The organism is Mesorhizobium sp. M1307 (assembly GCF_040318155.1).
Classification (GTDB): domain Bacteria; phylum Pseudomonadota; class Alphaproteobacteria; order Rhizobiales; family Rhizobiaceae; genus Mesorhizobium.
This window is the reverse complement of the sequence record NZ_JAMYLR010000048.1, coordinates 1-24,378: the sequence shown is the minus strand read 5'-3', so window position 1 is coordinate 24,378 and position 24,378 is coordinate 1. Positions and strand designations below refer to the sequence as shown.

Annotated in this window: 21 protein-coding genes; all 21 read left to right on the top strand. The window is 63.2% G+C overall.

Annotated elements, in window-relative coordinates:
• Window positions 1-212: 212 nt before the first annotated feature.
• Window positions 213-1,826 (top strand): extracellular solute-binding protein, encoded by a 1,614-nt coding sequence (locus NKH16_RS30225; RefSeq protein WP_352749190.1) that lies wholly within the window; start codon window positions 213-215, stop codon window positions 1,824-1,826.
• A gap of 78 nt (window positions 1,827-1,904) precedes the next feature.
• Window positions 1,905-2,765 (top strand): carbohydrate ABC transporter permease, encoded by an 861-nt coding sequence (locus NKH16_RS30220; protein WP_352749187.1) that lies wholly within the window; start codon window positions 1,905-1,907, stop codon window positions 2,763-2,765.
• A complete protein-coding gene (locus NKH16_RS30215) occupies window positions 2,762-3,721 on the top strand; it encodes a carbohydrate ABC transporter permease (RefSeq protein ID WP_352505504.1) in 960 nt (319 codons plus the stop codon). The genes NKH16_RS30220 and NKH16_RS30215 overlap by 4 nt, the downstream gene beginning before the upstream one ends.
• The gene (locus NKH16_RS30210) at window positions 3,721-4,812 is read left to right on the top strand and encodes an ABC transporter ATP-binding protein (protein WP_352505506.1); all 1,092 of its coding nucleotides are present in this window, start codon (window positions 3,721-3,723) and stop codon (window positions 4,810-4,812) included. The genes NKH16_RS30215 and NKH16_RS30210 overlap by 1 nt, the downstream gene beginning before the upstream one ends.
• 1 nt (window position 4,813) lies before the next feature.
• A complete protein-coding gene (locus NKH16_RS30205; RefSeq protein ID WP_352749182.1) occupies window positions 4,814-5,875 on the top strand; it encodes an ABC transporter ATP-binding protein in 1,062 nt (353 codons plus the stop codon).
• A gap of 50 nt (window positions 5,876-5,925) precedes the next feature.
• Window positions 5,926-7,014: a Gfo/Idh/MocA family protein gene (locus tag NKH16_RS30200; protein WP_352749199.1), complete on the top strand. Its 1,089-nt coding sequence runs from the start codon at window positions 5,926-5,928 to the stop codon at window positions 7,012-7,014.
• Window positions 7,015-7,040: 26 nt separating this feature from the next.
• Entirely contained in the window at window positions 7,041-7,955 is a 915-nt protein-coding gene (locus tag NKH16_RS30195; RefSeq protein ID WP_352749179.1) for a sugar phosphate isomerase/epimerase family protein, read from the top strand.
• Window positions 7,956-7,992: 37 nt separating this feature from the next.
• A complete protein-coding gene (locus tag NKH16_RS30190; protein WP_023675781.1) occupies window positions 7,993-8,934 on the top strand; it encodes a sugar ABC transporter substrate-binding protein in 942 nt (313 codons plus the stop codon).
• Window positions 8,935-8,995: 61 nt separating this feature from the next.
• Complete coding sequence (locus tag NKH16_RS30185; RefSeq protein WP_352452735.1) at window positions 8,996-10,000, top strand: ABC transporter permease; 1,005 nt, start codon at window positions 8,996-8,998, stop codon at window positions 9,998-10,000.
• Window positions 9,997-10,779 carry an ATP-binding cassette domain-containing protein gene (locus tag NKH16_RS30180; RefSeq protein WP_352749196.1) on the top strand — a complete coding sequence of 261 codons (783 nt, stop codon included), beginning with the start codon at window positions 9,997-9,999 and terminating at the stop codon, window positions 10,777-10,779. Before NKH16_RS30185 ends, NKH16_RS30180 begins: the two co-directional genes overlap by 4 nt.
• A 34-nt stretch (window positions 10,780-10,813) precedes the next feature.
• Window positions 10,814-11,995, top strand: a complete 1,182-nt coding sequence (locus NKH16_RS30175) for an aldose 1-epimerase family protein (protein WP_352465285.1) — start codon at window positions 10,814-10,816, stop codon at window positions 11,993-11,995.
• 91 nt (window positions 11,996-12,086) lie between these two features.
• Complete coding sequence (locus NKH16_RS30170) at window positions 12,087-13,175, top strand: fatty acid desaturase family protein (protein WP_352749177.1); 1,089 nt, start codon at window positions 12,087-12,089, stop codon at window positions 13,173-13,175.
• A 44-nt stretch (window positions 13,176-13,219) separates the two neighbouring features.
• Window positions 13,220-13,534 carry a MocE family 2Fe-2S type ferredoxin gene (locus NKH16_RS30165; RefSeq protein WP_352749175.1) on the top strand — a complete coding sequence of 105 codons (315 nt, stop codon included), beginning with the start codon at window positions 13,220-13,222 and terminating at the stop codon, window positions 13,532-13,534.
• A 37-nt stretch (window positions 13,535-13,571) separates the two neighbouring features.
• A complete protein-coding gene (locus tag NKH16_RS30160; protein ID WP_023675787.1) occupies window positions 13,572-14,372 on the top strand; it encodes a 3-methyl-2-oxobutanoate hydroxymethyltransferase in 801 nt (266 codons plus the stop codon).
• 226 nt (window positions 14,373-14,598) lie between these two features.
• Window positions 14,599-16,041 (top strand): DHA2 family efflux MFS transporter permease subunit, encoded by a 1,443-nt coding sequence (locus NKH16_RS30155; RefSeq protein WP_352749173.1) that lies wholly within the window; start codon window positions 14,599-14,601, stop codon window positions 16,039-16,041.
• A gap of 280 nt (window positions 16,042-16,321) precedes the next feature.
• On the top strand, window positions 16,322-17,308 hold the full coding sequence (locus tag NKH16_RS30150; protein ID WP_352749170.1) for an ABC transporter permease: 987 nt from the start codon (window positions 16,322-16,324) through the stop codon (window positions 17,306-17,308).
• 59 nt (window positions 17,309-17,367) lie between these two features.
• On the top strand, window positions 17,368-18,393 hold the full coding sequence (locus NKH16_RS30145) for a sugar ABC transporter substrate-binding protein (RefSeq protein WP_352458300.1): 1,026 nt from the start codon (window positions 17,368-17,370) through the stop codon (window positions 18,391-18,393).
• A gap of 217 nt (window positions 18,394-18,610) precedes the next feature.
• On the top strand, window positions 18,611-20,734 hold the full coding sequence (locus tag NKH16_RS30140) for an ABC transporter permease (protein ID WP_352749168.1): 2,124 nt from the start codon (window positions 18,611-18,613) through the stop codon (window positions 20,732-20,734).
• Complete coding sequence (locus NKH16_RS30135) at window positions 20,731-21,768, top strand: SMP-30/gluconolactonase/LRE family protein (RefSeq protein WP_352903288.1); 1,038 nt, start codon at window positions 20,731-20,733, stop codon at window positions 21,766-21,768. Before NKH16_RS30140 ends, NKH16_RS30135 begins: the two co-directional genes overlap by 4 nt.
• Before the next feature lie 19 nt (window positions 21,769-21,787).
• A complete protein-coding gene (locus NKH16_RS30130) occupies window positions 21,788-23,284 on the top strand; it encodes a sugar ABC transporter ATP-binding protein (protein ID WP_352749163.1) in 1,497 nt (498 codons plus the stop codon).
• A gap of 406 nt (window positions 23,285-23,690) precedes the next feature.
• Complete coding sequence (locus NKH16_RS30125) at window positions 23,691-24,098, top strand: carboxymuconolactone decarboxylase family protein (protein WP_352749973.1); 408 nt, start codon at window positions 23,691-23,693, stop codon at window positions 24,096-24,098.
• The last annotated feature ends 280 nt before the right edge of the window (window positions 24,099-24,378 follow it).

Genomic DNA, 24,378 nt, shown 5'->3' with positions numbered 1-24,378 from the left:
CAAGCAGACCAAAGCGGGGAGGTGGGCAGCCGGGCTCCCTCAAATTCAAGCACCGGCTTCAGTATGAGAGCCCTTACAAACGCCATTCTTCCCCTCCCGTGAGATGTTATGATGTATTTTGATTATTTATGATGTTGACAGGCTTCGTATAGTGCCGTCAATATCCATCATAAGGGCCGTGGAGGAAACAAGGCCCTGAGGGAGGAGTTCCAATGTCGAATTTGGTCCGCGTGTCGCGGCGCCGTTTGCTGGCGTCCGGTGGAAAGGCGGCAGTCCTTGTTGCCGCCGCAGGTATTGCACCGAAATTCATTCGCCCGAGCCGTGCCTATGCGGCCGATGCCCTGGCGCCCGGCATGATCGGTGGCCCGACGGGTTTCGACGGTTCGGAGCGCTATCAATATGGCGCCGATACGCCGGAGGGCCGCGCCATCGAGGCGGCCAAGGCGATGAAGGGCGCCGGCAAGGCGCCGGCCAAGATCGTACTTGGCCTGTCCGACGGCTCGATCGGCCAGTTGACCCAGCCGTTTCCGGCCGGCGCGCCGTCGATCAAGGATCTCTGGGAGAAGGAAACCGGCATTCCGTTGGAAATCGTCGGTGTGCCAAACGGCCAGGAATTCACCAAGACGATGCAGGACATCTCCACCAAGGGTGGGGCGTATGACATCTACGCGGTCGAATGGAACCGCCTTGGCGACCTCGCCGAAACCGGCGGCATCCTCAAGCTCGACGACTTCGTCGCGCAATACAAGCCGGAATGGGACGATCCCGAGCGCGGCTATGTCGACGGCGCCAAGGGCGTCTCGCTGCTCAATCAGTATCGCGGCTCGACCTATGGCGTGTCACTGGATGGCGACTTCCAGACCTGGGTCTACCGTACCGATCTGTTCGGCGACGCAAACGAGAAGAAGGCCTTCTCCGACAAATACGGTTATGAACTGGCGGCGCCGAAGACGTGGAAGCAGCATGACGAGATCGCGGCCTTCTTTCAGCGCCCGGACAAGGGCCTGTTCGGCTCGACCGATCTGCGCAACCAGGGCTGGGGCTACACCAACTGGTATCAGCGTTATGTCTCAATGGCTTCGCCCAATCAGTTCTTGTTCGACGATGCCGGCAAGCCGCTGATCAATTCTGAGCAAGGTATCGCGGCGACCAGCGAGTACATCGCTTCGCTTTCGCACCATTCGCCGGATGCGATCTCCTGGGGCTGGCCGGAGCAGTACGGCAATTTCGCCAAGGGCGGCGCGGCCATGACCTGCGCCTTCTCCAATCTGCCGAAATTCCTCGACAATGCCGGCAACAAGGATTCAGCTGTCACCGGCAAGATCGGCTCGATGCTGCCGCCCGGCCGCGAAATCGACGGCAAGCTGGTCAGCCGGTCGGTGCTGTGGCTCAATCTGTCGGCGTCGGTGTCCTCGCAAGCCAAGAATCCGGAGGCCTGCTACCTGTTCCTGCAGTGGCTGGGCTCAAGCCGCATCTACGCCTGGATGACTGCCAATCCGGGCGGCTACTTCGATCCGTTCCGGCTATCGGATTTCTCGGATCCGCTGGTTCGCCAGACCTATCACGCCTACCACATGGACGTGGTGCGAGAGACGGTCGCCCGCACCGTGCCCACCATCAACTATCCCGGCGCTACCGCCTTCCACAACGCGCTGGACGAGAACCTCGTCGCCGCGCTGACCAAGGCCAAGACAGCCGAGCAGGCGATGGCCGACACCGAGGCCGAGTGGAAGAAGATTGCCCGCCGCACCGGCGAGGAGAAGCTTCTCGAAGCCATCAAGACCAACAAGGAGGCCTGGCCGACCGTCCTCGATCCGATCGCCTGATCCTTCCAGGATCCTACCAAGAAGGGGAGGAGCGGTCGCTCTTCCCCTCGGCAACGAAGGGCCCAGCAAAGCCGCAAGATGAAGCGTTCAGTTCCTTTCGAGATATTCCGCTATGCCGCGATCCTTGCGGCGATGGCGGTGACGCTGGTGCCGATCCTGTGGATGGCGTCGATGGCGTTCAAGCCGATCGCCGAATGGTCGGCGACCGGCGCCGACCTGACATGGTGGCCGAAGAACCCGACACTCAGCAATTTCCGCTTCGTCTTCGGTGAATCGACCAACAATCTGATCGTCGCCCTCGACCGCACAGCTTTGAAGCCGATCCTGTCGTCGCTGCTGTCGGCCACATTCGGTACGGCAATCGCCATGTCGGCGGGCACCGCGGCGGCCTACGGGCTGTCGCGCTTCGGCTCGGGCCAGAACCTGCCGCTGGCGCTGATCCAGCTTCGCCTGTTTCCGCCGATGGCGGTCATGACCCCGGTGATGATCATGTGGGCCTTCCTCAATTTCACCGACAGCTGGTGGGGGCTGTCGTTGATCTACGGCATCGTCACGCTGCCTTTCGCCTTCTGGCTGATGAAGACCTTCTTCGACGACATGCCGCGCGAGATCGAGGAGGCGGCACTGGTCGAGGGCTGTTCGCGGTGGCGCGTCTTCATCCGCATCACGCTGCCGATGATGCGCGCGCCGCTGGCCAGTGCCGCGCTGTTCGTCTTCATCCTCAACTGGTCGGACTATCTGATTGCGCTGCTTCTGACGACGCGCGAATGGGTGACGGTCCCTGTCTACATGGCCTCGCTGTCCTCCTCGATGACCGGCCAACTCTACGGCGCCAAGGCAGCCCTCGGCCTGATAGCCGCAGTGCCGCCTGTCATCATGGGCATCGCCATCCAGCGCCATCTGGTGCGCGGGCTGACCTTCGGGGCGCTCAAGCAATGAGCGCGGTGACTGCGACGATTTCGGAGGGCGACATGCAAGCCTCCAAAGCGGCGTCGGTGCTGCCGGACGAGGGCGCAAAGCTCGGCTTCCGGCTGACGCTGCCGGCGCAGATCCTGGTGCTGTTCATCGCCGTCTTCCCGCTCCTGATGCAGCTCTACATCAGCCTGACCGACTGGTCGCCGCTGTCGGGCACCGGCTGGTGGAACGCCTGGTCGATGTGGAACAGTTTCGCCAACTACACCGACCTTGCCGCCGATGCGCGCTTCTGGAGTGCGCTGAAGCGCACGGCCATCGTCATGATCGTCTGCGTGCCGGCGGAGTTCCTGCTCGGCTTGGCGCTCGCGACATTGTTTGCCGACGAGTTCCCCGGCAAGCGGATCTTCTACTCGATCCTCTTGATGCCGATGATGGTGGTGCCGGCGGTGGCCGGCTACATGTTCTTCATGCTGTTTCAGTCAGGCGGCCCGGTCAACGACATCCTGTCGGCGATCTCAGGCTTTCCCGTCACCATCGCCTGGCTGTCGGACCCGACGCTGGCGCTCATCGCCGTCATGGTCGCCGATATCTGGCAGTGGACGCCGTTGATGTTCCTGATCCTGCTTGCCGGCCTGGTCGGCGTGCCTGAGGACCAGATCAAGGCGGCGACGCTGCTCGGTGCCAACCCTTGGCAGCGATTCATCACCATCGTGCTGCCGAAGATGAAGACGATCATCATCATCGCGCTGGCGATCAGGGTGATCGAGAACTTCAAGATCTTCGACACGCTCTACATCATGACCGGCGGCGGTCCTGGCGTCGCTACCGAAACCATCTCCGTTTACATCTATAAGCTCACCACCCAGGACCTGATCTGGGGCTATGTGGCGGCAATCGCGCTGGCCATATTGATCGTGCTGTCCATCGCCGCGGTGTTTGCCATGAAACGCATGGCTCGGGTACGCGAGGTGGCGGCCTGATGAGCACCATCCATCTGCAGAACCTGGTCAAGAAATTTGGCGATTTCACCGCGCTGAAGACGATGGACCTGGCCATTGCCGACGGCGAGTTCATGGCGCTGCTGGGGCCGTCCGGCTGCGGCAAGTCGACGACGATGAACATGATCGCCGGCATGGAAGAGCCTACCAGCGGCAAGATCCTGTTCGGCGAGCGCGACATGGCCGGCGTGCCGATGGGGCGGCGCGGCGTCGGCTTCGTCTTCCAGAACTATGCGATCTTCACTCATATGAGCGTGCGGCAGAACCTCGCCTACGGGCCGAAAATGCGCGGCGCACCAAAGGCCGAGATCGGCCGCCGTGTCGGCGCCATTGCCGAGATGCTGCAACTGACGCCGCTGCTCGACCGCAAGGCGGACAGACTGTCGGTCAACATATTGCAGCGGGTGGCGATCGGCCGTTCGGCGATCATGGAGCCGGCGATCTTCCTGCTCGACGAGCCGCTGTCCAATGTCGATGCCGCCTTCCGGGCGGTGATGCGGACCGAATTGAAGCAGTTGCAGCGGCAGTTCCGGCAGACCATGGTCTACGTCACCCACGACCAGCTCGAAGCGATGACCATGGCCGACCGCATCGCGGTGATGGACCACGGCGTGCTGCAGCAGGTCGGCACGCCGCTCGAGGTCTATAACAATCCGGCCAATGTCTTCGTCGCCCGCTTTATCGGCGCGCCGGGCATGAACCTGCTCAAGGGCAGGCCGGCGGAAAGCGACCGTGGTCTGGTCATCGATCTCGGCCCGCTCGGCGTGACACCGCCGCTGCCGGTCGAGATCGCCGATGCCGTACGCAGGATGCGCGGCGAGGTGTTTTATGGCTTTCGACCGGAGCAGGTGACGCTGGCTGAAGGTGGCCGTGGCCTGTCCATGCCGGTGAGTTTCGTCGAGCGGATCGGCGCGCGCACCATCATCCACCTTGGCGACGGCGAGACTGCGGTGAAGGCGGTGTTCGACAATGATGTCGGGCTGGCGATCGGGCAGACAGCTGTCGTCGCGCCGGCGGCGGAGGCGGTGCGCGTCTTCGACGCCGCCACCGGTCTTGCATTGAGAGCAGGTTGAGATGGCCGATATCGTTTTCCATAATGTGACAAAACGCTACGGCAACACGCTGGCCGTCGACGATGCGTCATTCGCGGTCGACGACAACGAGTTCTTCTGCTTCTTCGGGCCGCCGCTGTCGGGCAAGTCGACGATACTGCGTCTGGTGCTCGGGCTGGAAACCCCGGACGCGGGCGAGATCCTGATCGGCGGAAAGCCGGTCAACACGGTGTCGCCGGCCGAGCGCAACGTCGCCATGGTGTTCCAGAATTTGGCGCTGTTTCCGCATATGAGCGCGCGCGACAACATCCGCTTTCCGCTGGTCGAACGCCGGGTCGTCGAAGCCGAGATCGAAAAGCGCGTCGCCGACGTCGCGGCCAAGCTGCATATCGGCCATATCCTGCACAAGCCGCCGGCGCAGCTTTCGGGCGGCGAGCGGCAGCGCGTGGCGATTGCCCGCGCGCTGGTGCGCGACCCGGCCGCCTATCTGATGGATGACCCGATTTCGGCGCTCGACGCCCGGCTGCGCGAGGAGACGCGCGTCGAGCTCAAGCGCATCCAGCGCGAGCTTGGCAAGACGCTGATCTATGTCACGCACGACCAGGAAGAGGCGATGTCGATCGCCGACCGCATGGCCATACTGGAGAACGGCAAGATCAGGCAGATCGGCGCGCCGGCCGAGATCTATGACCGGCCGACCAGCACCTATGTGGCGCGGCTGCTCGGGTCGCCGATGATGAACATATTGAAGTCGGTGCACGGCGCTGAAGGCGTGGAGGCGGCGGAAGGCACGATCCGCATCGCGGACAAGGCTGCGCCGGCCGATGCCGTCGAGATCGGGCTCAGGCCGGAAGACATCAAGGTTAAGGCCTGGTCGGAGGAGGGCGCGGGCCGCCCGGCGCGAGTGTTCGAGGTCGAGCCGCTCGGCGGCTACACCGTGGTGACGCTCGCCGCCGGAAAGACGCGTCTGCGGGCGCTGTTACGCGGCCAGCCGGACGTCAGGCCGGACGCGATGGTGGTGATATCCTGCGAGCCGGGCAGGGTGCATTATTTCGGACAGAGCGGGGGAGCCTTGGCACGATGACGGCGGCTGCAAGGAACGAGCTTCGGGAGGAACATATGGCAAGCCAAGAAATGGTGGGCAACGGCTTCGAGCCGGACGTTAAAGTCCGCACCAGGGAATACAGGATCGGCTGCGTCGGCGCCGGCATGATCATGGCCGAATGTCACCTTGCCGCCTACAAGGAAGCCGGTTTCCCCGTGGTGGCGATTGCCTCGCGGACCAAGGCCAGCGCCGAGAAGGTCGCCAAACGCTGGGATATCCCAACCGTCCACGACACGCCGGAACAGCTCATCGAGGACAAGAACGTCGAGATCATCGACCTTGCCTTTCCACCGGACCAGCAGCCGGCGCTGATCCGCCATGCTCTGAAGCAGGCACATATCAAGGCGATCCTGGCGCAGAAGCCATTGGCGCTGTCCCTTGAAGAGGCCGTCAAACTTCGCGACGAGGCGGCCAAGGCAGGCAAGATCCTCTCGGTCAACCAGAACATGCGTTACGACCAGTCGATGCGCGTCTTGAAGCAGATCATCGATAGCGGCGCGCTCGGCGACATCGTTTTCGCCCAGATCGACATGCATGCGATCCCGCACTGGCAGAGCTTCCTCGAGGACTATGACCGGCTGACGCTCGCCAATATGAGCGTCCACCATCTCGACGTATTGCGCTTCCTGTTCGGCGATCCCCTGGAGATCACCACCCTGACCCGCAAGGACCCGCGCACCCGCTTCGACCATTCGGACGGCATCACCGTGTCGACGATCAAGTTCCCGTCCGGCGTGCTCGCCGTATCGCTGGAGGATGTCTGGTCCGGGCCGCGCCAGGAGGGCTACAAGGACGACCAGCACATCAATTGGCGCGTCGACGGCACCAAGGGCGTCGCCAAGGGTACCATCGGCTGGCCGACTGGCGCTGCCTCGACGCTGACCTATGCCTCGACCGAGACCACCGGTGGTGAATGGGTGACACCCAGCTGGGACACGATGTGGTTCCCGCATGCTTTTATCGGCGTCATGGAGCAGCTCCAGCACGCGGTCAAGACGGGCGAGCCGCCGGCGCTGTCGGTCGCCGACAACGTCAAGACTATGGCGCTGGTCGAAGCCGGCTATCGTTCGATCGACAAGGGCCGGACAGTCAAACTTTCCGAAATATCAACTGACTGAATCACTTACAGGGAGGACTTCACACCATGATGCAGGCAGGTATTTTCACGGGTTATTTCCCGTATGGCCTCAAGGAGACCGCGCAGAAGATCCGTGCGCTCGATTTCAACACCGTGCAGCTCGACCTGCATTTCAGGGATATCGACCTTTCCGCCGGACAGATCACCAAGGACAAGGCCAAGACTGTCCGCGATACGTTCCGCGACCACAATCTGCCGATCTGCTGCGTATCGGGCTACACCAACATCATCCATCCGGATATGGCCGAGCGCGAGAGGCGCGTCGGCTATTTGAAGGAGATCATCCGCAACGCACGCCATTTCGGCACCCCTTACGTGATCTCGGAAACCGGTACCTACAACACCGAGTCCGACTGGGTGCATCACCCGAAGAACAAGACCGAGGAAGGTTTTGAGGAATGCCGCAAGGTCATCGCCGACCTTGCCCAGACCGCCTATGACCACGGCGCGGTCTTCCTGCTCGAGACCTATGTCAACAATGTCGTCGGCTCGGTCGAGGAGACGGTGAGGATGTTCGCGCAGGTCGACCACCCAGGCCTCGGCCTGCTGATGGACCCGACCAACTATTTCGAAACGCACAACATCGACAGGATGGACCAGATCCTGAACCAGGTGTTCGACACGCTGACCGACAAGATCAAGATAGCCCACGCCAAGGACGTCAAACGCTCCGGCGGCGACAAGTCGGAGAAGCACGCCGACATCGGCGACGAGGACGCGCTGGAGAGCCACACTTTCCGCGGCGTCGGCGAGATCGAGCTGCCGGCGCCCGGTCTCGGTTCGCTGAACTACGACCTCTATCTCAAGCGGCTGGCCGAAAAGCACCCGAACATCCCGGTCATCATCGAGCATCTTTCGGAAGACGACGTGCCGCGCGCCAAGAAATTCCTCGACGGGAAATTCCGCGCCAACGGACTGTGATGGCGCGGTTCGGCTACGAAACAAGGGAGGAAGAGAAATGTTGAAATTCGCGTTGAAAATCGCTGCCGCGGCGACCGTTCTCGCCGGTGTGGCGCTGGGTACGCCGGCGCTGGCGCAGGACGCTCAGAAGACGTTCTACCTGCTGTCGCATGGCGGCCCGTCGGATGCCTTCTGGATCGACTGGAATGCCGGCGCCACCAAGGCCTGCGACCAGCTCAAGGTGACCTGCAAGATCTCGTTCAGCGGTGGCGACATGGCGGCGCAGAAGGAGGCCTTCAACTCGGCACTCGCCGCCAAGCCGGACGGCATCGCCACGACCTCGGCGCAGCCCGGCCTGTGGACCGAGGAGGTCAAGGCAGCCAAGGCGGCCGGTATCCCGATCGTGTTCTTCAACACCGACGATCCGGCAACCGGCCGGCAGGCCTATGTCGGCGCCGACCTCAAGGAGGCCGGTGTCATCTGGGCGAAATATCTGGTCGACCACAAGATGGTGAAGCAGGGCGACAAAGTGTTCCTGCCGGTCGAAGTGCCGGGCGCCAGCTACCAGCAGCTCGAGACCGAAGGCATCGCCAGCGTCTTCGATCCGCTCGGCATCAAATATGATGTGGTCGATTGCGGCACCGATCCGGCCGGCATCATCGCCAAGATGACCGACTACATGGTGGCCAACAACCCGCCGGCAATCATAGCGCTCGGCGATTCCGTCGCGGCCAGCGTCAAGCGGGTGTTCGACGGCGCCGGCGTGCCGGCCGGCAAGATCCCGGTCGTCGGCTGGGGCAATTCGAAGGAAACGGCCGAGTCAGTGAAGTCTGGGTTCATCAACGCGGCTGCCTGGCAGTTCCCATCGGCGCAGGGCTTCATGCCGGTGGCGCTGCTCGGGTTGGCCGCCGCTGGCGAACCGATCGGCTACGACATCCACACGTTCAGTCTCTACGACGCCTCGAGCGTCGAACCGATCCTGAAACTCTACAACAAGTGATTGGAACTGACGCTCGCCGCGCAGGCGGCGGGCGTCACCTTGAGATATGGTCGAAACAGTCATGACAATTGCCGCAGAAGAGGAAATGCCGCGTGCCAAACGCAGGTCGAGCCTGATGCGCTCGCCGCAGTTCTCTTCGCTCGTCATCCTGATTGTCCTGCTGGCGGTGTTCGCGATCGCCGACGCCAATTTCCTGTCGCCGCTCAACATCTCCAACATGATGGCGTTCCTGCCCGAGCTCGGCATCATCGCGCTCGGCATGACGCTGCTTCTGACGGCGGGCGAGTTCGACCTTTCGGTCGGTGCCGTGTTCGGGCTGGCGCCGGTCGTCGTCATGCTGCTGGTGCAGAACGGCGGGTTTGATATTGGCGTCGCGCTGCTGGCCGGCCTGCTGCTCTGCATAGCGATCGGTGCGATCAACGGGCTGATCGTCACCAAGATCGGCATCTCGTCCTTCCTGGTGACACTGTCGATGTTGCTCGTCGTGCGTGGGGCAGCGCTTTACATCACCCAAGGCTTTCCGCTGAAATCCTGGGACCAGCCGGGCTTCTTCGTAACGCTGCTGGCCGGCAGCTTCAATATCGGAACGTTCCGTTTCTATACCTCGCTGTGGTGGTTCATCGGCCTGTCGCTACTGGCGATCTATGTGCTGCGCTACGCCAAGCTCGGCAACTGGATCAGTGCTATCGGCTCGAACCGTAACGCTGCCGTGGCGCGTGGTGTGCCGGCCGATGCGGTCAAGATCTGGCTGTTCATCCTGACCTCGGTGCTTGCCGGTCTCGCCGGCATGATCAGCGCCTTTCGCATCTCTGCCGCCTCGCCGGTGGCCGGCACCGGGTACGAGCTCGAAGTGATCGCCATGGTGGTGGTTGGCGGCACCGCGCTGACCGGTGGACGCGGCACCATTTTAGGCACCATCGTCGGCGCGCTGATGCTGCGCAGCATCCGCAACGGCATCGTGCTGATCGGCGTGCCTGGGCTCGCCTACAACATCTTCGTCGGCGTCATCATCCTTGCCATGCTCATCCTGCACGCTTTGCTGCAGAAGAACGCCGCCAGGAGCTGATCATGGAAGTGCTTCGGCTGCAGAATTTGCAAAAGTCCTTCGGCAGCGTCCGCGCCCTGAAGAGCGCCTCCCTCACGCTCAACGAGGGCGAAGTGGTGGCCTTGCTCGGCGACAACGGCGCCGGGAAATCGACGCTGATCAAGGCGATCTCGGGCGTGTTTCCGGTCGATCGCGGCGAGATCTATGTGCGCGGCCAGAAGGTCTCCATCCGCTCGACGCGCGACGCGATGGATCTCGGCATCGAGACCATCCACCAGGACACCTCGCTGGCGCCCGACCTCAGCATCGCGCGCAATCTTTTCCTCGGCCGCGAACCGGTCAATCTCAAATGGCTGGGCGTGTTCGCGCCGCTCGATCTTGCCAAATTGCGCGATGCCGCCTCGGCGCTTTTGAAGCGCGTCGGCATCTCGAAGAAACTCGACGCCGATGCACTGGTCAGCACGCTGTCGGGCGGCGAGCGCCAATCGATCGCCATTTCGCGTGCCATGCAATTTGCCGCCAAGGTCATCATCCTCGACGAGCCGACCAACAATCTCGGCGTCGAGGAAACGCACGGCGTGCTGCGCTTCGTCAAGGAAGTGCGCGACGCCGGTCATTCGGTGCTTTTGATCACCCACAACATCCATCACGTCTTCCAGGTCGCCGATCGCATCATCGTCATGCGCCGCGGCGAGATCGTCGCCGAGCAGACGGTCGCCGATACCGATCTGCTGACCGTGGAAAGCATCATCACCGGTGCCGACATGTCGGCCCTGCTCAAGGAGACGAGAGCGAAGTGAAGGACGGGAGCAAAGTGAAAGAACTGGCCGTCACATGGTAGAGCTTTACGGCAAGACGCTGTCGCGCCGGCAGGTCTCGGAACGCTCGGGCATGCTGTCGCAATTCGCCGGCGTGCGGCTGATGACGCTTGGCGATGGCGTCGAGCGCGGCATCCGCATGCTCGAATTCCGCACCGGCTCCGGCCTGCGCTTCACCGCGCTGGTCGACCGGGCGCTCGATATCGCCGACTGCGACTTCAAAGGCCAGGCGATCGGCTGGCACTCGCCGAGCGGTTTTCGCCATCCCGGCCTGCACGAGTATGAAGGCGAGGAGGGATTGGCGTGGGCGCGGTCGTTTTCCGGCCTTCTGCTGACCTGCGGCCTCGACCATATATTGTTCATGAACGAAGTACCGGCCGATACCTACAACTACCCGCCGAAGAAGACGGTGCGCCATTCGCTGCACGGCCGCGTCAGCACCATTCCGGCGCGGCTGACCGGCTATGGCGAGACCTGGGACGGCGACCGCTGCGTGTTGTGGGCCGAAGGCATCGTCCAGCAATCGACTGTATTCGGCGAAGATCTGCACCTGCTGCGGCGGATCGAGGCCAATGTCGGCGGCAACGAGATCCGGCTTTCGGACCGTGTCGTCAATCACGGTTTCAACCGTACGCCGCATATGTATTTCTACCACATCAATGTCAGCCATCCGGTGCTCGACGAGGGCGCGCGCTACCTGGCGCCGATCCGCGACGTCGTCTGGGCAGGCCATGCCGGCGAGCGCTATGAAGCGCAGAAGGTCGGCTACCGCACGGTGCCGGCGCCGCAACCGGGATTCAAGGAACAGGTCTGGCAGCACGAACTCGGCGCCGACAGCGCCGGCGAAGTCCCGGTGGCGGTGGTCAACGATAGGCTCGGCCTCGGCTTCGAGGTGGTCACGCGCAAGGACCAATTGCCCTGCGCCTATCAATGGCAGAATTTCCAGGCCGGGCAGTACGCGCTTGGGATCGAGCCCTCGACGCATCATGTGCTGGGAAATCTGGCGGCGCGCGAACGCGGCGAGATGATCTGGCTGGAGCATGGCGAGAGCCGCTCCTACAATGCCGTTTTCCGGGTTCTCGACGGCGCCGGCGAGATCGCCGTCGCCGAGAGCCGGATCGCGGCAATCGCCAGGCAGCCGCAGCAGGATTATCCCCAGCCGTCGGGCCATTTTCCTGTTCTTGGAGGCAGGTCGTGATAATGGCGAAGACGATACGGGACACCAGTTGGGAGGCTGGCTCCGGCCGGAGCGGGGAGGGCTCGCGGCAGATCGGGAATCGGAGGTCACAATGGCTGGCACGGTAAAGCGCGATTACAGCCTGGTCGGCGAAAGCACGCGCAGGGCGATCGAGACGGGACTGGCCTCGGCGGAGTGGTACCACACGGATGTCCCTCGCAAGGCGATCAAGGAGCTGATGCAGCGCTCAGACAGCCCGGCGATCCGCGACACGATCATCTGGATCGTCGCCATCCTCGGCTCCGCCGCCGGCGCCATCTATTTCTGGGGCACCTGGTGGTGCGTGCCGTTCTTCTTCGTCTACGGCGTGCTCTACGGCTCCTCCAGCGACTCGCGCTGGCACGAATGCGGCCATGGCACTGCCTTCCGCACGCGCTGGATGAACGATGTCGTCTACCAGATCGCCAGCTTCATGCTGATGCGCAACCCGGTGACCTGGCGCTGGAGCCATGCCCGCCACCACACCGACACCATCATCGTCGGCCGCGACGCCGAGATCGCCGTGATGCGCCCGCCGGACCTTTTGCGTGCGGCGCTGGCTTTCACCGGCATCCTCGATTTTCGCTATTCGCTTCCGGCACTGGTACGCCAGGCGTTCGGCAAGCTGACGCCCGACGAGAAAAGCTACGTTCCCGAGATGGAACAGCACAAGGCCGTCATCGCGGCGCGCTGGCACATCGCCGTCTACATCGCCACGATAGCACTCGCCCTCACCATGCAGTCGTGGGTGCCGGTGGTGCTCATCGGCGTGCCGCGCCTCTACGGCACCTGGCACATGGTGATGACCGGCCTGCTGCAACACATCGGTCTGGCCGACAACGTCGTCGACCACCGGCTCAACACCCGTACCGTGTACATGAACCCGATCAGCCGGTTCATCTACTGGAACATGAACTACCACGTCGAGCACCACATGTTTCCGATGGTGCCCTATCACGCGCTGCCCAGGCTGCATGAATTGATCAAGCACGATCTGCCGGAGCCGAACCCGTCGATATGGCATGCCTATCGCGAGGTCTGGCCTGTCCTGCTCAGGCAGCTCAAATACGAGGATTATTTCCTCAAGCGCGAACTGCCGCCAACGGCGAGGCCCTATCGTGGCGAGTTCCACGAAGTGAACATGTCGGCGGCGGCTGAATAGGCACCGCACCGGCGCCATGCAGAAAATTTCAGGAGAGATATAGAATGGCCGATTGGGTCGAAGCGTGCGCCGTGGACGATGTCGACGAGGAAGACGTCATCCGCTTCGACCATGGCGGCCGCACCTTCGCGATCTACCGTTCGCCGGACGATGAATTCTTCGCCACCGACGGGTTTTGTACGCATGAGAAGGCGCATCTGGCCGACGGGCTTGTCATGGGCGACATCATCGAATGCCCCAAGCACAATGGCCGCTTCAATTATAAGACCGGCCAGGCGAAGGGCGCTCCCGTTTGCGTCAATCTCGCGACCTATCCAGTCAAGGTCGAAGCTGGCAAGGTGATGATCCAGATCGCCTGACCGGCCTTCTGTCACGTAGCAAAGGGAACCAAAATCCATGAGCCGGAAAAGACCGACCGTCGCAGACCTGCGGGCCATGAAGGGCAAGCGGCAGCTGACGATGCTGCGCGTGCTGACGATGGATGAGGCCGAGGCCGCCGAACGCGCCGGCGTCGACATCGTCTCGGTGCCGCCGGAGCTGGTGCTCAATCCGCAATACCGCGATGCGGCACCCAGCCTGTTCACCATGCCGGGCGAGAATTTCTTCGAGATCGGCACCGCCGACGATTTCGTCCGCTGGGCGTTCCGGCTCTACAAGGCCAGCGCCGATGCGGTCTATTGCAGCGCCGGCTATGCCACCATCAAGCGGATGGCCGACGACGCCATTCCGGTAATCGGCCATGTCGGCCTCATCCCGTCACGCGCCACCTGGACCGGCGGCTTCAAGGCTGTCGGCAAGACCGCCGATACCGCCATGCAGGTGTTCGAGGCGGTGAAGCAACTGGAGGCCGCCGGCGCGATCGGCGCCGAGATCGAGGTGGTGCCGGTCGAGGTGGCCAAGGCGATTTCGGAACGCACGTCGCTGATCATGCTGTCGATGGGAGCGGGCACCGGCTGTGACGCGCAGTATCTGTTCGCCGACGACATCCTCGGCCAGAACCGTGGCCACATGCCGCGCCATTCCAAGGTCTATCGCAATTTCGCCGCCGAATACGATCGCCTGCAGGCCGAACGAATCGCTGCCTTCTCCGAATATGTCGCCGATGTGAACAGCCTGGCCTATCCCGAAGACAGGCACGTCGTGCACATGGACCCGGACCAGCTCAGCCTGTTCCTGGAGAAGATCGAAGCCGCATAAGACGCCCCGGCAGCGGCACAAAGCATCATCGCGGATCGTGAAAGGCCGGTTCGGCGCCAGGGCCGGGTCATCGCATGGCCGGCTGCGATGCCACACGAAAGTTTGTTGGACCAGGTCTGGACGGCACCGGCCAGATGCTGTTGAAGCCGGTGCGTCATCGGTTTGCCGGACAATTGTGCGGTTGCCGATGGAGCGGGTGAAAATTCCCCTTCGGACAGTTCTGTGCATGACCGCCATTCCCGAAAACAAAGCCTTGCCCGAAACCGCGCCGGCGGCGCGGCAAGCCCGGCGGGTGGCGCTGATCGTCGCCGTCGCCTTCTTCATGCAGCTTCTGGATTCGACCATCATCTCGACGTCGCTGCCGCAGATGGGAGAATCCTTCGGCGTGCCGGCGGTGGCGATGAGCATCGGCATCACCGTCTATATGCTGACCATGGCGGTGTTCGTGCCGCTGTCCGGCTGGGTTGCCGACCGTTTTGGCGCGCGCAACATCTTCCTCGTGGCGATCGCCCTGTTCACATTGGCCTCGCTCGTTTGCGGCATCTCACAGAACCTGGCCGAGTTCGTCGCCGCACGCGCGGTTCAGGGCCTGGGCAGCGCGCTGATGACGCCGGTCGGCCGCATCCTGGTATTGCGCAACGCGCCGAAATCCGAGCTTCTCAACGCCACGGCGCTGATCACCTGGCCGGCGCTGTTTGCGCCGGTGGTCGGGCCGGTGCTTGGCGGCTTCATCACCACCTATCTCTCCTGGCACTGGAATTTCTTCATCAACATCCCGCTTGGCGTTGCCGGTTTGGCACTGGTCGCCCGCTTCATTCCCGGCGACCGCGAAGCTGGGGCCAAGCCACTCGACTGGCCGGGCTTCCTGCTGACCTCGGTGGGGCTCGCCGCGATGCTCTATGGCCTCGAGCGCATCGCGCATCCGGAAGAGGGTGTGTTGCCGACCGTGGCACTGCTCGGCACGGGCATTTTGGTCGGCTGGCTGGCGGTGCGGCATCTGCAACGCGCCAACCATCCGCTGCTCGACCTCACAGCTTTCAAGGTGCAGACCTTTGCCATCTCGACGCTGTCGGCCGGCACGATCTTCCGCATCGCCATCAACGCCACGCCGTTCCTGCTGCCGCTTTTGTTCCAGGTCGGCTTCGGCCTGAGCCCGGTCGATGCCGGCATGATGATCCTGGCCTATTTCCTCGGCAATCTCGGCATGAAGGCGGTGACGACGCCGACACTGAGGCGCTTCGGCTTCCGTTCGGTGCTGATCGTCAACGGGGTGATCGCCTCTTTATCGATCATGGCCTGCGCGGCGCTTTCGCCGCAGACGCCGCAAGCGTTGGTGGTGGTGCTGATGCTGATCGCCGGCCTTTCGCGCTCGATGCAGTTCACCGCGCTCAACACACTGGCCTTCGCCGATGTGGCCCCACCGCAGCGCAGCTCGGCGGCGACGTTGTCCAGCATGCTGCAGCAGATGGCGATGCTGTTCGGCGTAGCGGTCGCCGCGGCACTGCTCAACCTGTCGCAGATCGCCAGGGGCGCTGCGGCGCTCGATCTCGTCGACTTCCGACTTGCCTTCGTGGCGATCGGCGTAATCGGGCTCGTCGCCTCGTGTCGCTTCCTGGCGTTGCCGAAGGCTGCCGGCGCCGAGGTCTCGGGCCATGTTTTGCGGATTTGACGCAGGAATCCAGCGGCAATCGCGGACATAAATTATGCCTGCTTCGCTCGCTCCGGAGCAAACCTTTGCCGGCGCTTCGATCGGCGCGATCAATTGCAAAACAGCTTGAGTTCCCGGCATTGCGCCAGCCTCGCCAATCGGTGCATCCAAGCGCGGAATTTCCTCGCAAGCCGGCCTGCAATGCGCGGATTCATTTGACGAATTGGTCTTGAGCCGATTAGCTTTCGTTCCGATGGCCGCAGAGGGAGCAGGGCGTAGCCATCGCGGGTGAAAGCGGGCAATGAACGCGACCGGCTGGCTAAACTGGAGAAGCCTTAACCAGGAGGGCGTTGTCTTTGCCATCGCGGTTGTGCTGTTCATTGCCGCCGCCATCGGACTGCCCGGGTTTATCAATTCGAACAATCTCGTTGCCATCGTGCGCTCGGTCTCGGTGCTGGGCATATTGGCGCTCGGCATGGCGGTCGTCATCATCGGCAGGGGCATCGACCTGTCGGCGGTGGCGATCATGGCGATGTCGGTCGCGTGGTATCTGCAACTGCTGAATTCGGGGATGCCCGACGGGCTGGCCTTCGCCTATGTGCTCGCCGGTGTTCTCGCCATCGGGCTGTTGAACGGAATCCTGGTCGCCTACGCCGAGGTCCCGGCGATCTTCGTGACGCTGGCGACCGCATCCTTCGTCTTCGGCTATGTGCGTTCACAACTGATCACGCAGGACGCCGTGCCGGTGCCGCCCGGCCATTGGGTCGAGCTTCTGGGCGGGCTGCGTTTCCTCGACATCCCGGTCGAGGTGTTTGTCTTCGCCGGGCTGGCTTTCGCCTTCTTCCTGTTCCTGCGCTACACCAAATGGGGCCGCTACGTCTATTTCGCCGGTGACAACCCGGTCGCCGCGCGCAACATCGGCATTCCAGTGCGCCCGATGCTGGTGCTGCGCTACGTGCTGTCGGCCCTGGTCTCGCTGGTGGCCGGCCTGCTCACCGCCGCCAGCCTGCATTCGATCAACACCCGCATCGTCAATTCCACGCTGCTCTACGACATCGTGCTGGTGGCGGTGATCGGCGGCATCGGTCTGTCGGGCGGGCGGGGCGGGGTGCGCAACGTGCTGGTGGGTGCCGCGCTGATTGGCATCCTGCTCAACGCGATGACCATCATCGACATTCCGCTGCTCTATCAGAACCTGATCAAGGCCGCGATCCTGCTGGCGGCGATCATCGTCGATGGGTTCATCAATCCGCGCGACGAGCAGACCGCGCAGCAAGGCGATATTTAGACTGACGCGAACGGTTGGGGCCGGCCGCGAACGACAACGACCAAACCAGAGGATGTGACATGAAAATCATCAGGACGTTTATGGCTGCCGCGGCAGCGCTTGCCGCCTCCGCATTCGTGGCGCCAGGCTTCGCGGCCGAAGATCCGGGTCCGGGCGCCTATTCGCAAGCACTCAAGGGCAAGCGCGTGATGCTGGTCCCGATGGCGATGGGCTTCGACCTGGCACAGGGCTGGGCGCATTACCTGAAGACGGAGGTCGAGGCCTGGGGCGGCGTGTTCGAGACGCGTGACCCGAACTGGGTGGTCGATGCCGGCGCGCAGGCGATAACCGACGCGATCTCGTCGGACGCCAGGCCGGACGTGCTGATCATCCACTCGCCCGACCTCAACTCCTATGCCAAGCTGATGAAGAAGGCGCAGGCGGCCGGCACCTATGTGCTTTTGGTCGACAATCCGGCGAACTTCCCGGCCGATGCCTTTGTCGGCAGCGACTGGGATCGCCTCGGCCAGCTGGAAGCCGAAGCGGCGATCAAGGGTTGTGGGCCGAACTCGTCCAAGAAGATCGGGCTGGTGCAGGGCGACCAGGCCAACTCATCGAGCCTCTACCAGTATGCCGGCATCATGAAGGTGCTGGACAAGAACCCCGACTTCAAGGTCGTGGCCAAGCCGGACTCCAACTGGGATGCGACGACCTCGCGCAACGTGACGACGACGATGCTGCAGCAGAACCCCGACATCTGCGCCATCATCGATTTCTGGGACGGCGACGCGACCGGCGCATCGGCTGCGATCCGCGATGCCAAGCTCGAAGGCAAAGTCTTTCTGGTCACCACCGGCGGTGGCGAAAAGACCGCCGACTGCGACAAGCTGCAGGACGGCACCTATGGTGCGGTGGTGATGACCGACCTTGCCCGCCAGTCGGGCGACATGAACGCCGTCATCAAGTTCCTGCTGCAGAGCGGCCAGCCGGCCGGCACCTCGCACACCTACATCTATACGCTGGAGAAGGCGACAACCAAGGCCGACCTCAAGCCAGACAGCTGCTGGGACTTGAAAGCACTGCAAGCCCAAGCTGCGGCCAAGTAGGCCGGCTTTCCTGAGCTTCGCGCTGCCCCTCATCCGCCTGCCGGCACCTTCTCCCCGTATAGTGACGGGGAGAAGGGATACGCTCCAACGCTGGCGACCCCCTCTCCCCGTCTCTATACAGGGAGAGGGTAAGGGAGAGGGGCAACGCAAACCTGAGGCGATTGTTCTGCGGATAGCCCGGCCCCTTTTTCCTTTTTCTCTCGAATAGCAGCAACCGATGTCCTTTCGCGAACGCCTTCAATCCTGGCGCTACAATCTCGTGCCCGACCACCTCGTCGGCGAGATCCTAAGCAAACGCTGGACCGACAACGCCATTCCTTTCCTGGCGCTGGTGGCGACGCTCGGCGTGTTCGGTTCGATCATCCCCGGCTTCTTCAAGCCGATGTCGCTGCAGGAATCGACCCGCCAGCTCGGCGAGTTCTCGCTGGTCGTCACCGGCATGACGGTGGTCATGCTGGGCGGCGGCATCGACCTTTCGGTCGGCTCGATCTTCGCGCTGTCCTGTTTTTCCGCCGTGTTCGTCTTCTTCATCCTCGAACAGTCGGTGTGGCTGGCGCTGGCCGCCTCGATCGTCACCGGCCTGCTGTTCGGCGCGATCAATGGCTATCTGATCGGCTATTTCCGCCTGCGCGCTTTCCTGACGACACTGGTCACCTTCATTTTCGGGCGGGCGCTGTTCGACATACTGGTCACCACCTATGCCGCCGACGTCCAGCTTTCCGATGCCACATCGGATGTGCTGGACTTCATCGGCGACGATACCTTCTGGGGCCTGTCGGTTGCGGTGTGGGCGGCGATTATCCTGGCCATCATTACCCACGTCGCGCTGACGCGCTCGCGGCCCGGCTGGCACGTGCAGGCGGTAGGCGGGTCGCGGCGCTCGGCCCACAATGCCGGCATCCGCGTGCGCCGCACCGTGTTCATGACTTATGTGTTCTCCGGCTTCTGCGCCTCGCTCGGCGGCTTTCTCATCGCCTGCCGGCTGAGCGGGGCAGGGCCGGGAACCGGCCTCAACCTCGAGGTCATGGCGTTGACGGCGGCGGTCGTCGGCGGCGTCAGCCTGGGCGGCGGCCGCGGTTCGGTGATCAAGGGGCTGATGGGCGCGATCATCGTGCTGACGATGACCAACGGGCTGATCCGGCTGGGCTATGGCACCGGCACCAACCAGATGGTGCTGGGCATCATGCTGGCCGTCGCCGTCACCATCGACATTCGCTGGCTGAAGAACCGCCACAAGGTTCTGGACGAGGTCTATGTCGCACCGGTCTACCTGAAGATGGGGGCAACGCAGTCGGCGGCACCGGGTTCGGGCACCCCTTACGAACTCGACAACCGATTGTCGGAGGCCGACCATATCGGGCTCGGCGAGCTGGAAGGGCCGGAAGACGTCATCCTCGACCGCGACGACCATCTCTATTGCGGCACCAGGCATGGCGAGATCGTCCGCTTCTTCGCGCCGGACTACAAACGCTCGGAGGTCTTTGCCCATATTGGCGGCTTTCCGCTCGGCCTGGCCTTCGACAAGACAGGCAATCTGATCAGCTGCGTTGGCGCGATGGGGCTTTATTCGGTCTCGCCGCAGCGCGAGGTGAAGCGGCTTTCGGCGGAAACGTCGCGCTCCTGGACTTCGATCGTCGACGATGCGCGGCTGCGCGACCCCAATGATTGCGACATCGCGCCGGACGGCCGCATCTACTTCACCGATTCCACCAAGCGCTATGACGCGCACGACTGGGCGCTGGATTCGATCGAGAACCGCGCCACCGGGCGGCTGCTTGTCTATGATCCGAAGGACGGTTCGACCAAGACATTGCTCGGCGGCTACCGCTATACCAACGGCGTGTGCATGGCGCATGACGGCAAGTCGCTGTTTTTTGCCGAAAGCTGGGCCTGCCGCGTGCATCGCTATTGGCTGGTGGGGCCGAAAGCAGGCACCGCCGAATGCGTCATCCGCGACATGCCGGGCTACCCCGACAACATCAACCGAGCGTCAGACGGCAATTACTGGATGGCCTGGCTCGGCATGCGCACGCCGAGCTTCGACCTGTCGCTGCGCCATCCCGACATGCGCAAGCGCATGACGCGCCGGCTGCCGCAGGACGAATGGCTGTTCCCCAACATCAACACCGGCGGTGTGGTAAAATTCAACGAGAAGGGCGGCATCGTCGAGGCGATGGGCGACCTGTCGGGCGCCGCGCATCCGATGGTCACCTCGATGCGCGAGCACAAGGGTTTTCTGTTCGTCGGCGGTATTCTCAACAACCGCATCGGCCGCTACAGTATTGCCGGGGCCGACCCGAACTGGACCAGCCCCGCTTCCTACTGGGGTGCCAAGCCATGATGCTGGACCCGATCCTCGACATCTTCCGCGGCAAGGCAGTGACCATCCCGCCGCTCGACGGTGCGTTCAGGCCGAACACGCTGCTGGACGATGTTGCGGCCTTCGCCGAACTGCCCGAGCCCGACAATCTGCTGGTCGCCGACGGCCGGCTGCTGGCGTCCAGCGGCAATGCCCTCTACGCGCTCGCCGCCGGTGGCGCGCCTGTTCTGGTCGAGACATTTCCGGCCGCCGTCACCGCGCTCGCGCGCTCGCCCGCCGGCGAACTGACGGTCGGGCTCGAAAGCGGCAGGCTGCTGATTGCAGGCAAGGAGGCCGCCCTGCCGGCCGAGATCCGCTGCATAACAGCACTCGCCTACGCGGAAGACGGCACGCTTTGGCTGGCCAATGGCTCGGCCGAACACGCGCCGTCGGAATGGGCCGCCGATCTGATGAAGAAGGGTGCGTCGGGTTCGCTGTGGAAGCGCGATCCGGCAGGCAGCGAATTCCGCAAGCTCGCCGGTGACATCGCCTTTCCCTATGGGCTGCATCCAACCGGCAAGGACGTGCTGGTCGGCGAGAGCTGGCGGCACCAACTCGTCTGCTTCGACGGCGCGACAGGCAGCCGCTCGACGGTGCTGGCGCATCTGCCCGGCTATCCCGCGCGGCTGTCGCCCGCCGCCGATGGCGGTGCCTGGCTGGCGCTGTTTGCGCCCCGCAACCGTCTGATCGATTCGTGCTGCAGGAAACGCACTATCGGAACGACATGCTGGCGCAAGTGTCGCCGCAACACTGGATCGCGCCGGCGCTCGCCTCCAACCGCAGCTTCCTCGAGCCGCTGCAATGCGGCGGCATCCGCACTATGGGCATCCACAAGCCGTGGTCGCCGAGCCGCTCTTACGGGCTGGTGGTCAGGCTCGATCGGGAGATGCGGCCGCAATTCAGCCTGCACAGCCGCGCCAACGGCACGCGCCACGGCATCTGCAGCGTGGCGGAGACAGACGGTCGCCTGTTCATTGCCTCGAAAGGCGGCGATTGCCTGCTGGCCATCGATCTGACTTCAGGAGGGCATCGCTGATGGAACCGATCGTCCGCCTGGAGAACGTGACCAAGACCTATCGCGGTGTTCCCGCGGTGAAGAATGTCAGCTTCGAGCTGCGCAAGGGCGAGATCCACGCGCTGCTCGGCGAGAATGGTGCTGGAAAATCGACGCTGACCAAGATCATCGCCGGCGTTGTCGACGCGACATCGGGAACGATGTTCCACAAGGGTCAGGAGATCGCCTACGCCTCGCCGCATGCGGCACTTGAAGCCGGCATCGCCATGGTGTTCCAGGAAACCAGCCTGGTGCCGTCGATGACGGTGGCGCAGAACCTCTACCTCGGCACGGAGCGCTTTCTCAACCGGCTGCGCGGCACCTATATCTCGGCGCAGCAGTTCCTGCAGTCGCTGAATTTTCCCGTCGACCCCAATGCCATGGTGGCGACGCTGGGCGCCGCCAAGCGGCAGATGGTCGAGATCGCGCGCGCCGTCCACCACAATGCCGAGATCATCATCTTCGACGAGCCGACGGCGACGCTGACGCCAGAGGAAAAGCGGCACTTCTTCGCGCTGATCCGCCGGCTTAAGGCAAGGGGCGTGTCGATCGTCTTCATCAGCCATGCGCTCGAGGAGGCGCTTGATATGGCCGACCGCATCACCATCCTGCGCGACGGCGAGCTGGTGATCACCGACGATACCGCCGCCTTCGATCGCGACAGGATCGTCGCGGCGATGGTCGGACGGACGCTGTCGGGACAGCTCTACAGCCAGCGCGACGAGGCCAGGCTGCGTAGGGCCGGCAGGAAGGTGCTGTCGGTACAGGACATCTCGATGAGCAATGTCGTGCGCAACAATTCCTTCTCGATCTTCGAGGGCCAGATCACCGGCGTGTTCGGGCTGATCGGCTCGGGCCGCACCGAGACGTTCAAGATCGTCTCCGGCATCTACAAGCGCGACTTCCTGCGCGGCGGCAGCATTGAACTGCACGACCGGCCGGTGCGCTATCTCGTCCCCAGCGAGGCGGTGGCGGACGGCATCGTCTATGTCACCGAAGACCGCAAGAGCGAGGGGATTTTCGAGACGATGGACGTCGCCGAGAACCTGTTCGGCGGCTTCCTGGCGGCAGGGCGGGAAAAGGGCTGGGTGATCAATGCGCAGGAGATGCGGGCGCTGTCGGCCGAATGGACCAGGACGCTGAACGTCAAGGCGATCAACGACAATGCCCGCGTGGTCGAGCTTTCCGGCGGCAACCAGCAGAAGGTGGTGATCGGCAAGGGGCTGGTGCAGAAGCCGCGCATCGTCATCTTCGACGAGCCGACGCGCGGCGTCGATGTCGGCGCCATTGCCGAAATCCACCAGATCATCAACCGGCTGGCCGATGAAGGCCTCGCAGTCGTCGTCATCTCGTCCTACCTGCCGGAGATCATGAACCTGTCCGACCGCATCCTGGTCTGCCGGCAAGGCCGCATCGTCGAGGAATTCTCGCCAGCCGAGGCCACGGAGGAGAAGATCATGTACGCGGCGGTGCATTAGGTTCCCGGGCGCGGAAGGTTGACATTTGGGTGGTTTTTGCGCCGGCGGATCGTACACTTTGGAGATTGGCCGAGGCGCCCGTCGTTTCGTCATCCTGGGGCGAAGCAAGGAGCGAAGCGACGCGGCGCAGACCCCAGGATCCATGCCGCTACATCAGAGCGCTGCTGCGGTGCAGAATTCTGTTTCGCTGCGTTCTTCGGCTAAGGTCACGGCATGGATCCCAGGGTCTCCGCGACGGAGCTTCGCTCCTGCTTCGCCCAGGGATGACGAAGGTGAGGGGCCTGGGCCAGCCTTACGGTCTTGCCTCAGCGCGTCAATTGCTGATTCATCCAAGGCGGTTAGCCGCCTTTTCTCCCGACCTGATTCAACGACCTCGCATAACGATTCAAAGCGAAAGGACCAAGCCATGGCCACGACGAAACTTCTGACCGATGCCGAGGTCCAGGCGATTCCCGCCGTGAAGGCTGTGTTCGACGATATCCGCGCGACGCGCAAATCCGACTTCGTCAACAATTTCTGGCGCGGGCTGGCCAATGATCCGGTTTCGCTGAAGCGGGTCTGGGAGCAGCTCAAAGCGGTGATGGTCGCTGACAGCGCCATCGATCCGCTTACCAAGGAGATGATCTACATCGCCGTCTCGACCGCCAATGGCTGCTCCTATTGCGTCCACTCGCACACCGCCGCAGCGCGGGCCAAAGGCATGACCGATGCGCAGCATGGCGAACTGGTGTCGATCATCGGGCTGGCCGGGCAAACCAACCAGATGGTGACAGCGCTGCAGATCCCGGTCGATCCGGAGTTCGAGGTGCGGTGAGGTGAGGCGCGGCGCCTTCCCTTCTCCCCTTGTGGGAGAAGGTGGCCGAGCGAAGCTCGGTCGGATGAGGGGTGCTGGACGGATCGCGGCATTGGAGACGTAAGGGCTTCAAATCGCTGGGACTTTCTCCGCCGAGTTTCTTCCAGCACCCCTCATCCGTCTCGGCGCTTCGCGCCGATCCACCTTCTCCCACAAGGGTGTTTGGACCGGAGACATCGCGAACAGGTGTGCGAGGACATCGCGAACAGTTTTGCGCGTTTTGCGCGAGGGGGTTCGGGAT

What these genes read in the sequence shown, in the direction of transcription:
- NKH16_RS30145 (WP_352458300.1), top strand. Translation starts at nt 17,368, where the DNA reads ATGAAAATCATCAGGACGTTTATGGCTGCCGCGGCAGCGCTTGCCGCC.
- NKH16_RS30225 (WP_352749190.1), top strand. Translation starts at nt 213, where the DNA reads ATGTCGAATTTGGTCCGCGTGTCGCGGCGCCGTTTGCTGGCGTCCGGT.
- NKH16_RS30155 (WP_352749173.1), top strand. Translation starts at nt 14,599, where the DNA reads ATGACCGCCATTCCCGAAAACAAAGCCTTGCCCGAAACCGCGCCGGCG.
- NKH16_RS30215 (WP_352505504.1), top strand. Translation starts at nt 2,762, where the DNA reads ATGAGCGCGGTGACTGCGACGATTTCGGAGGGCGACATGCAAGCCTCC.
- NKH16_RS30175 (WP_352465285.1), top strand. Translation starts at nt 10,814, where the DNA reads ATGGTAGAGCTTTACGGCAAGACGCTGTCGCGCCGGCAGGTCTCGGAA.
- NKH16_RS30190 (WP_023675781.1), top strand. Translation starts at nt 7,993, where the DNA reads ATGTTGAAATTCGCGTTGAAAATCGCTGCCGCGGCGACCGTTCTCGCC.
- NKH16_RS30205 (WP_352749182.1), top strand. Translation starts at nt 4,814, where the DNA reads ATGGCCGATATCGTTTTCCATAATGTGACAAAACGCTACGGCAACACG.
- NKH16_RS30220 (WP_352749187.1), top strand. Translation starts at nt 1,905, where the DNA reads ATGAAGCGTTCAGTTCCTTTCGAGATATTCCGCTATGCCGCGATCCTT.
- NKH16_RS30185 (WP_352452735.1), top strand. Translation starts at nt 8,996, where the DNA reads ATGACAATTGCCGCAGAAGAGGAAATGCCGCGTGCCAAACGCAGGTCG.
- NKH16_RS30135 (WP_352903288.1), top strand. Translation starts at nt 20,731, where the DNA reads ATGATGCTGGACCCGATCCTCGACATCTTCCGCGGCAAGGCAGTGACC.
- NKH16_RS30150 (WP_352749170.1), top strand. Translation starts at nt 16,322, where the DNA reads ATGAACGCGACCGGCTGGCTAAACTGGAGAAGCCTTAACCAGGAGGGC.
- NKH16_RS30165 (WP_352749175.1), top strand. Translation starts at nt 13,220, where the DNA reads ATGGCCGATTGGGTCGAAGCGTGCGCCGTGGACGATGTCGACGAGGAA.
- NKH16_RS30130 (WP_352749163.1), top strand. Translation starts at nt 21,788, where the DNA reads ATGGAACCGATCGTCCGCCTGGAGAACGTGACCAAGACCTATCGCGGT.
- NKH16_RS30125 (WP_352749973.1), top strand. Translation starts at nt 23,691, where the DNA reads ATGGCCACGACGAAACTTCTGACCGATGCCGAGGTCCAGGCGATTCCC.
- NKH16_RS30200 (WP_352749199.1), top strand. Translation starts at nt 5,926, where the DNA reads ATGGTGGGCAACGGCTTCGAGCCGGACGTTAAAGTCCGCACCAGGGAA.
- NKH16_RS30170 (WP_352749177.1), top strand. Translation starts at nt 12,087, where the DNA reads ATGGCTGGCACGGTAAAGCGCGATTACAGCCTGGTCGGCGAAAGCACG.
- NKH16_RS30160 (WP_023675787.1), top strand. Translation starts at nt 13,572, where the DNA reads ATGAGCCGGAAAAGACCGACCGTCGCAGACCTGCGGGCCATGAAGGGC.
- NKH16_RS30195 (WP_352749179.1), top strand. Translation starts at nt 7,041, where the DNA reads ATGATGCAGGCAGGTATTTTCACGGGTTATTTCCCGTATGGCCTCAAG.
- NKH16_RS30140 (WP_352749168.1), top strand. Translation starts at nt 18,611, where the DNA reads ATGTCCTTTCGCGAACGCCTTCAATCCTGGCGCTACAATCTCGTGCCC.
- NKH16_RS30210 (WP_352505506.1), top strand. Translation starts at nt 3,721, where the DNA reads ATGAGCACCATCCATCTGCAGAACCTGGTCAAGAAATTTGGCGATTTC.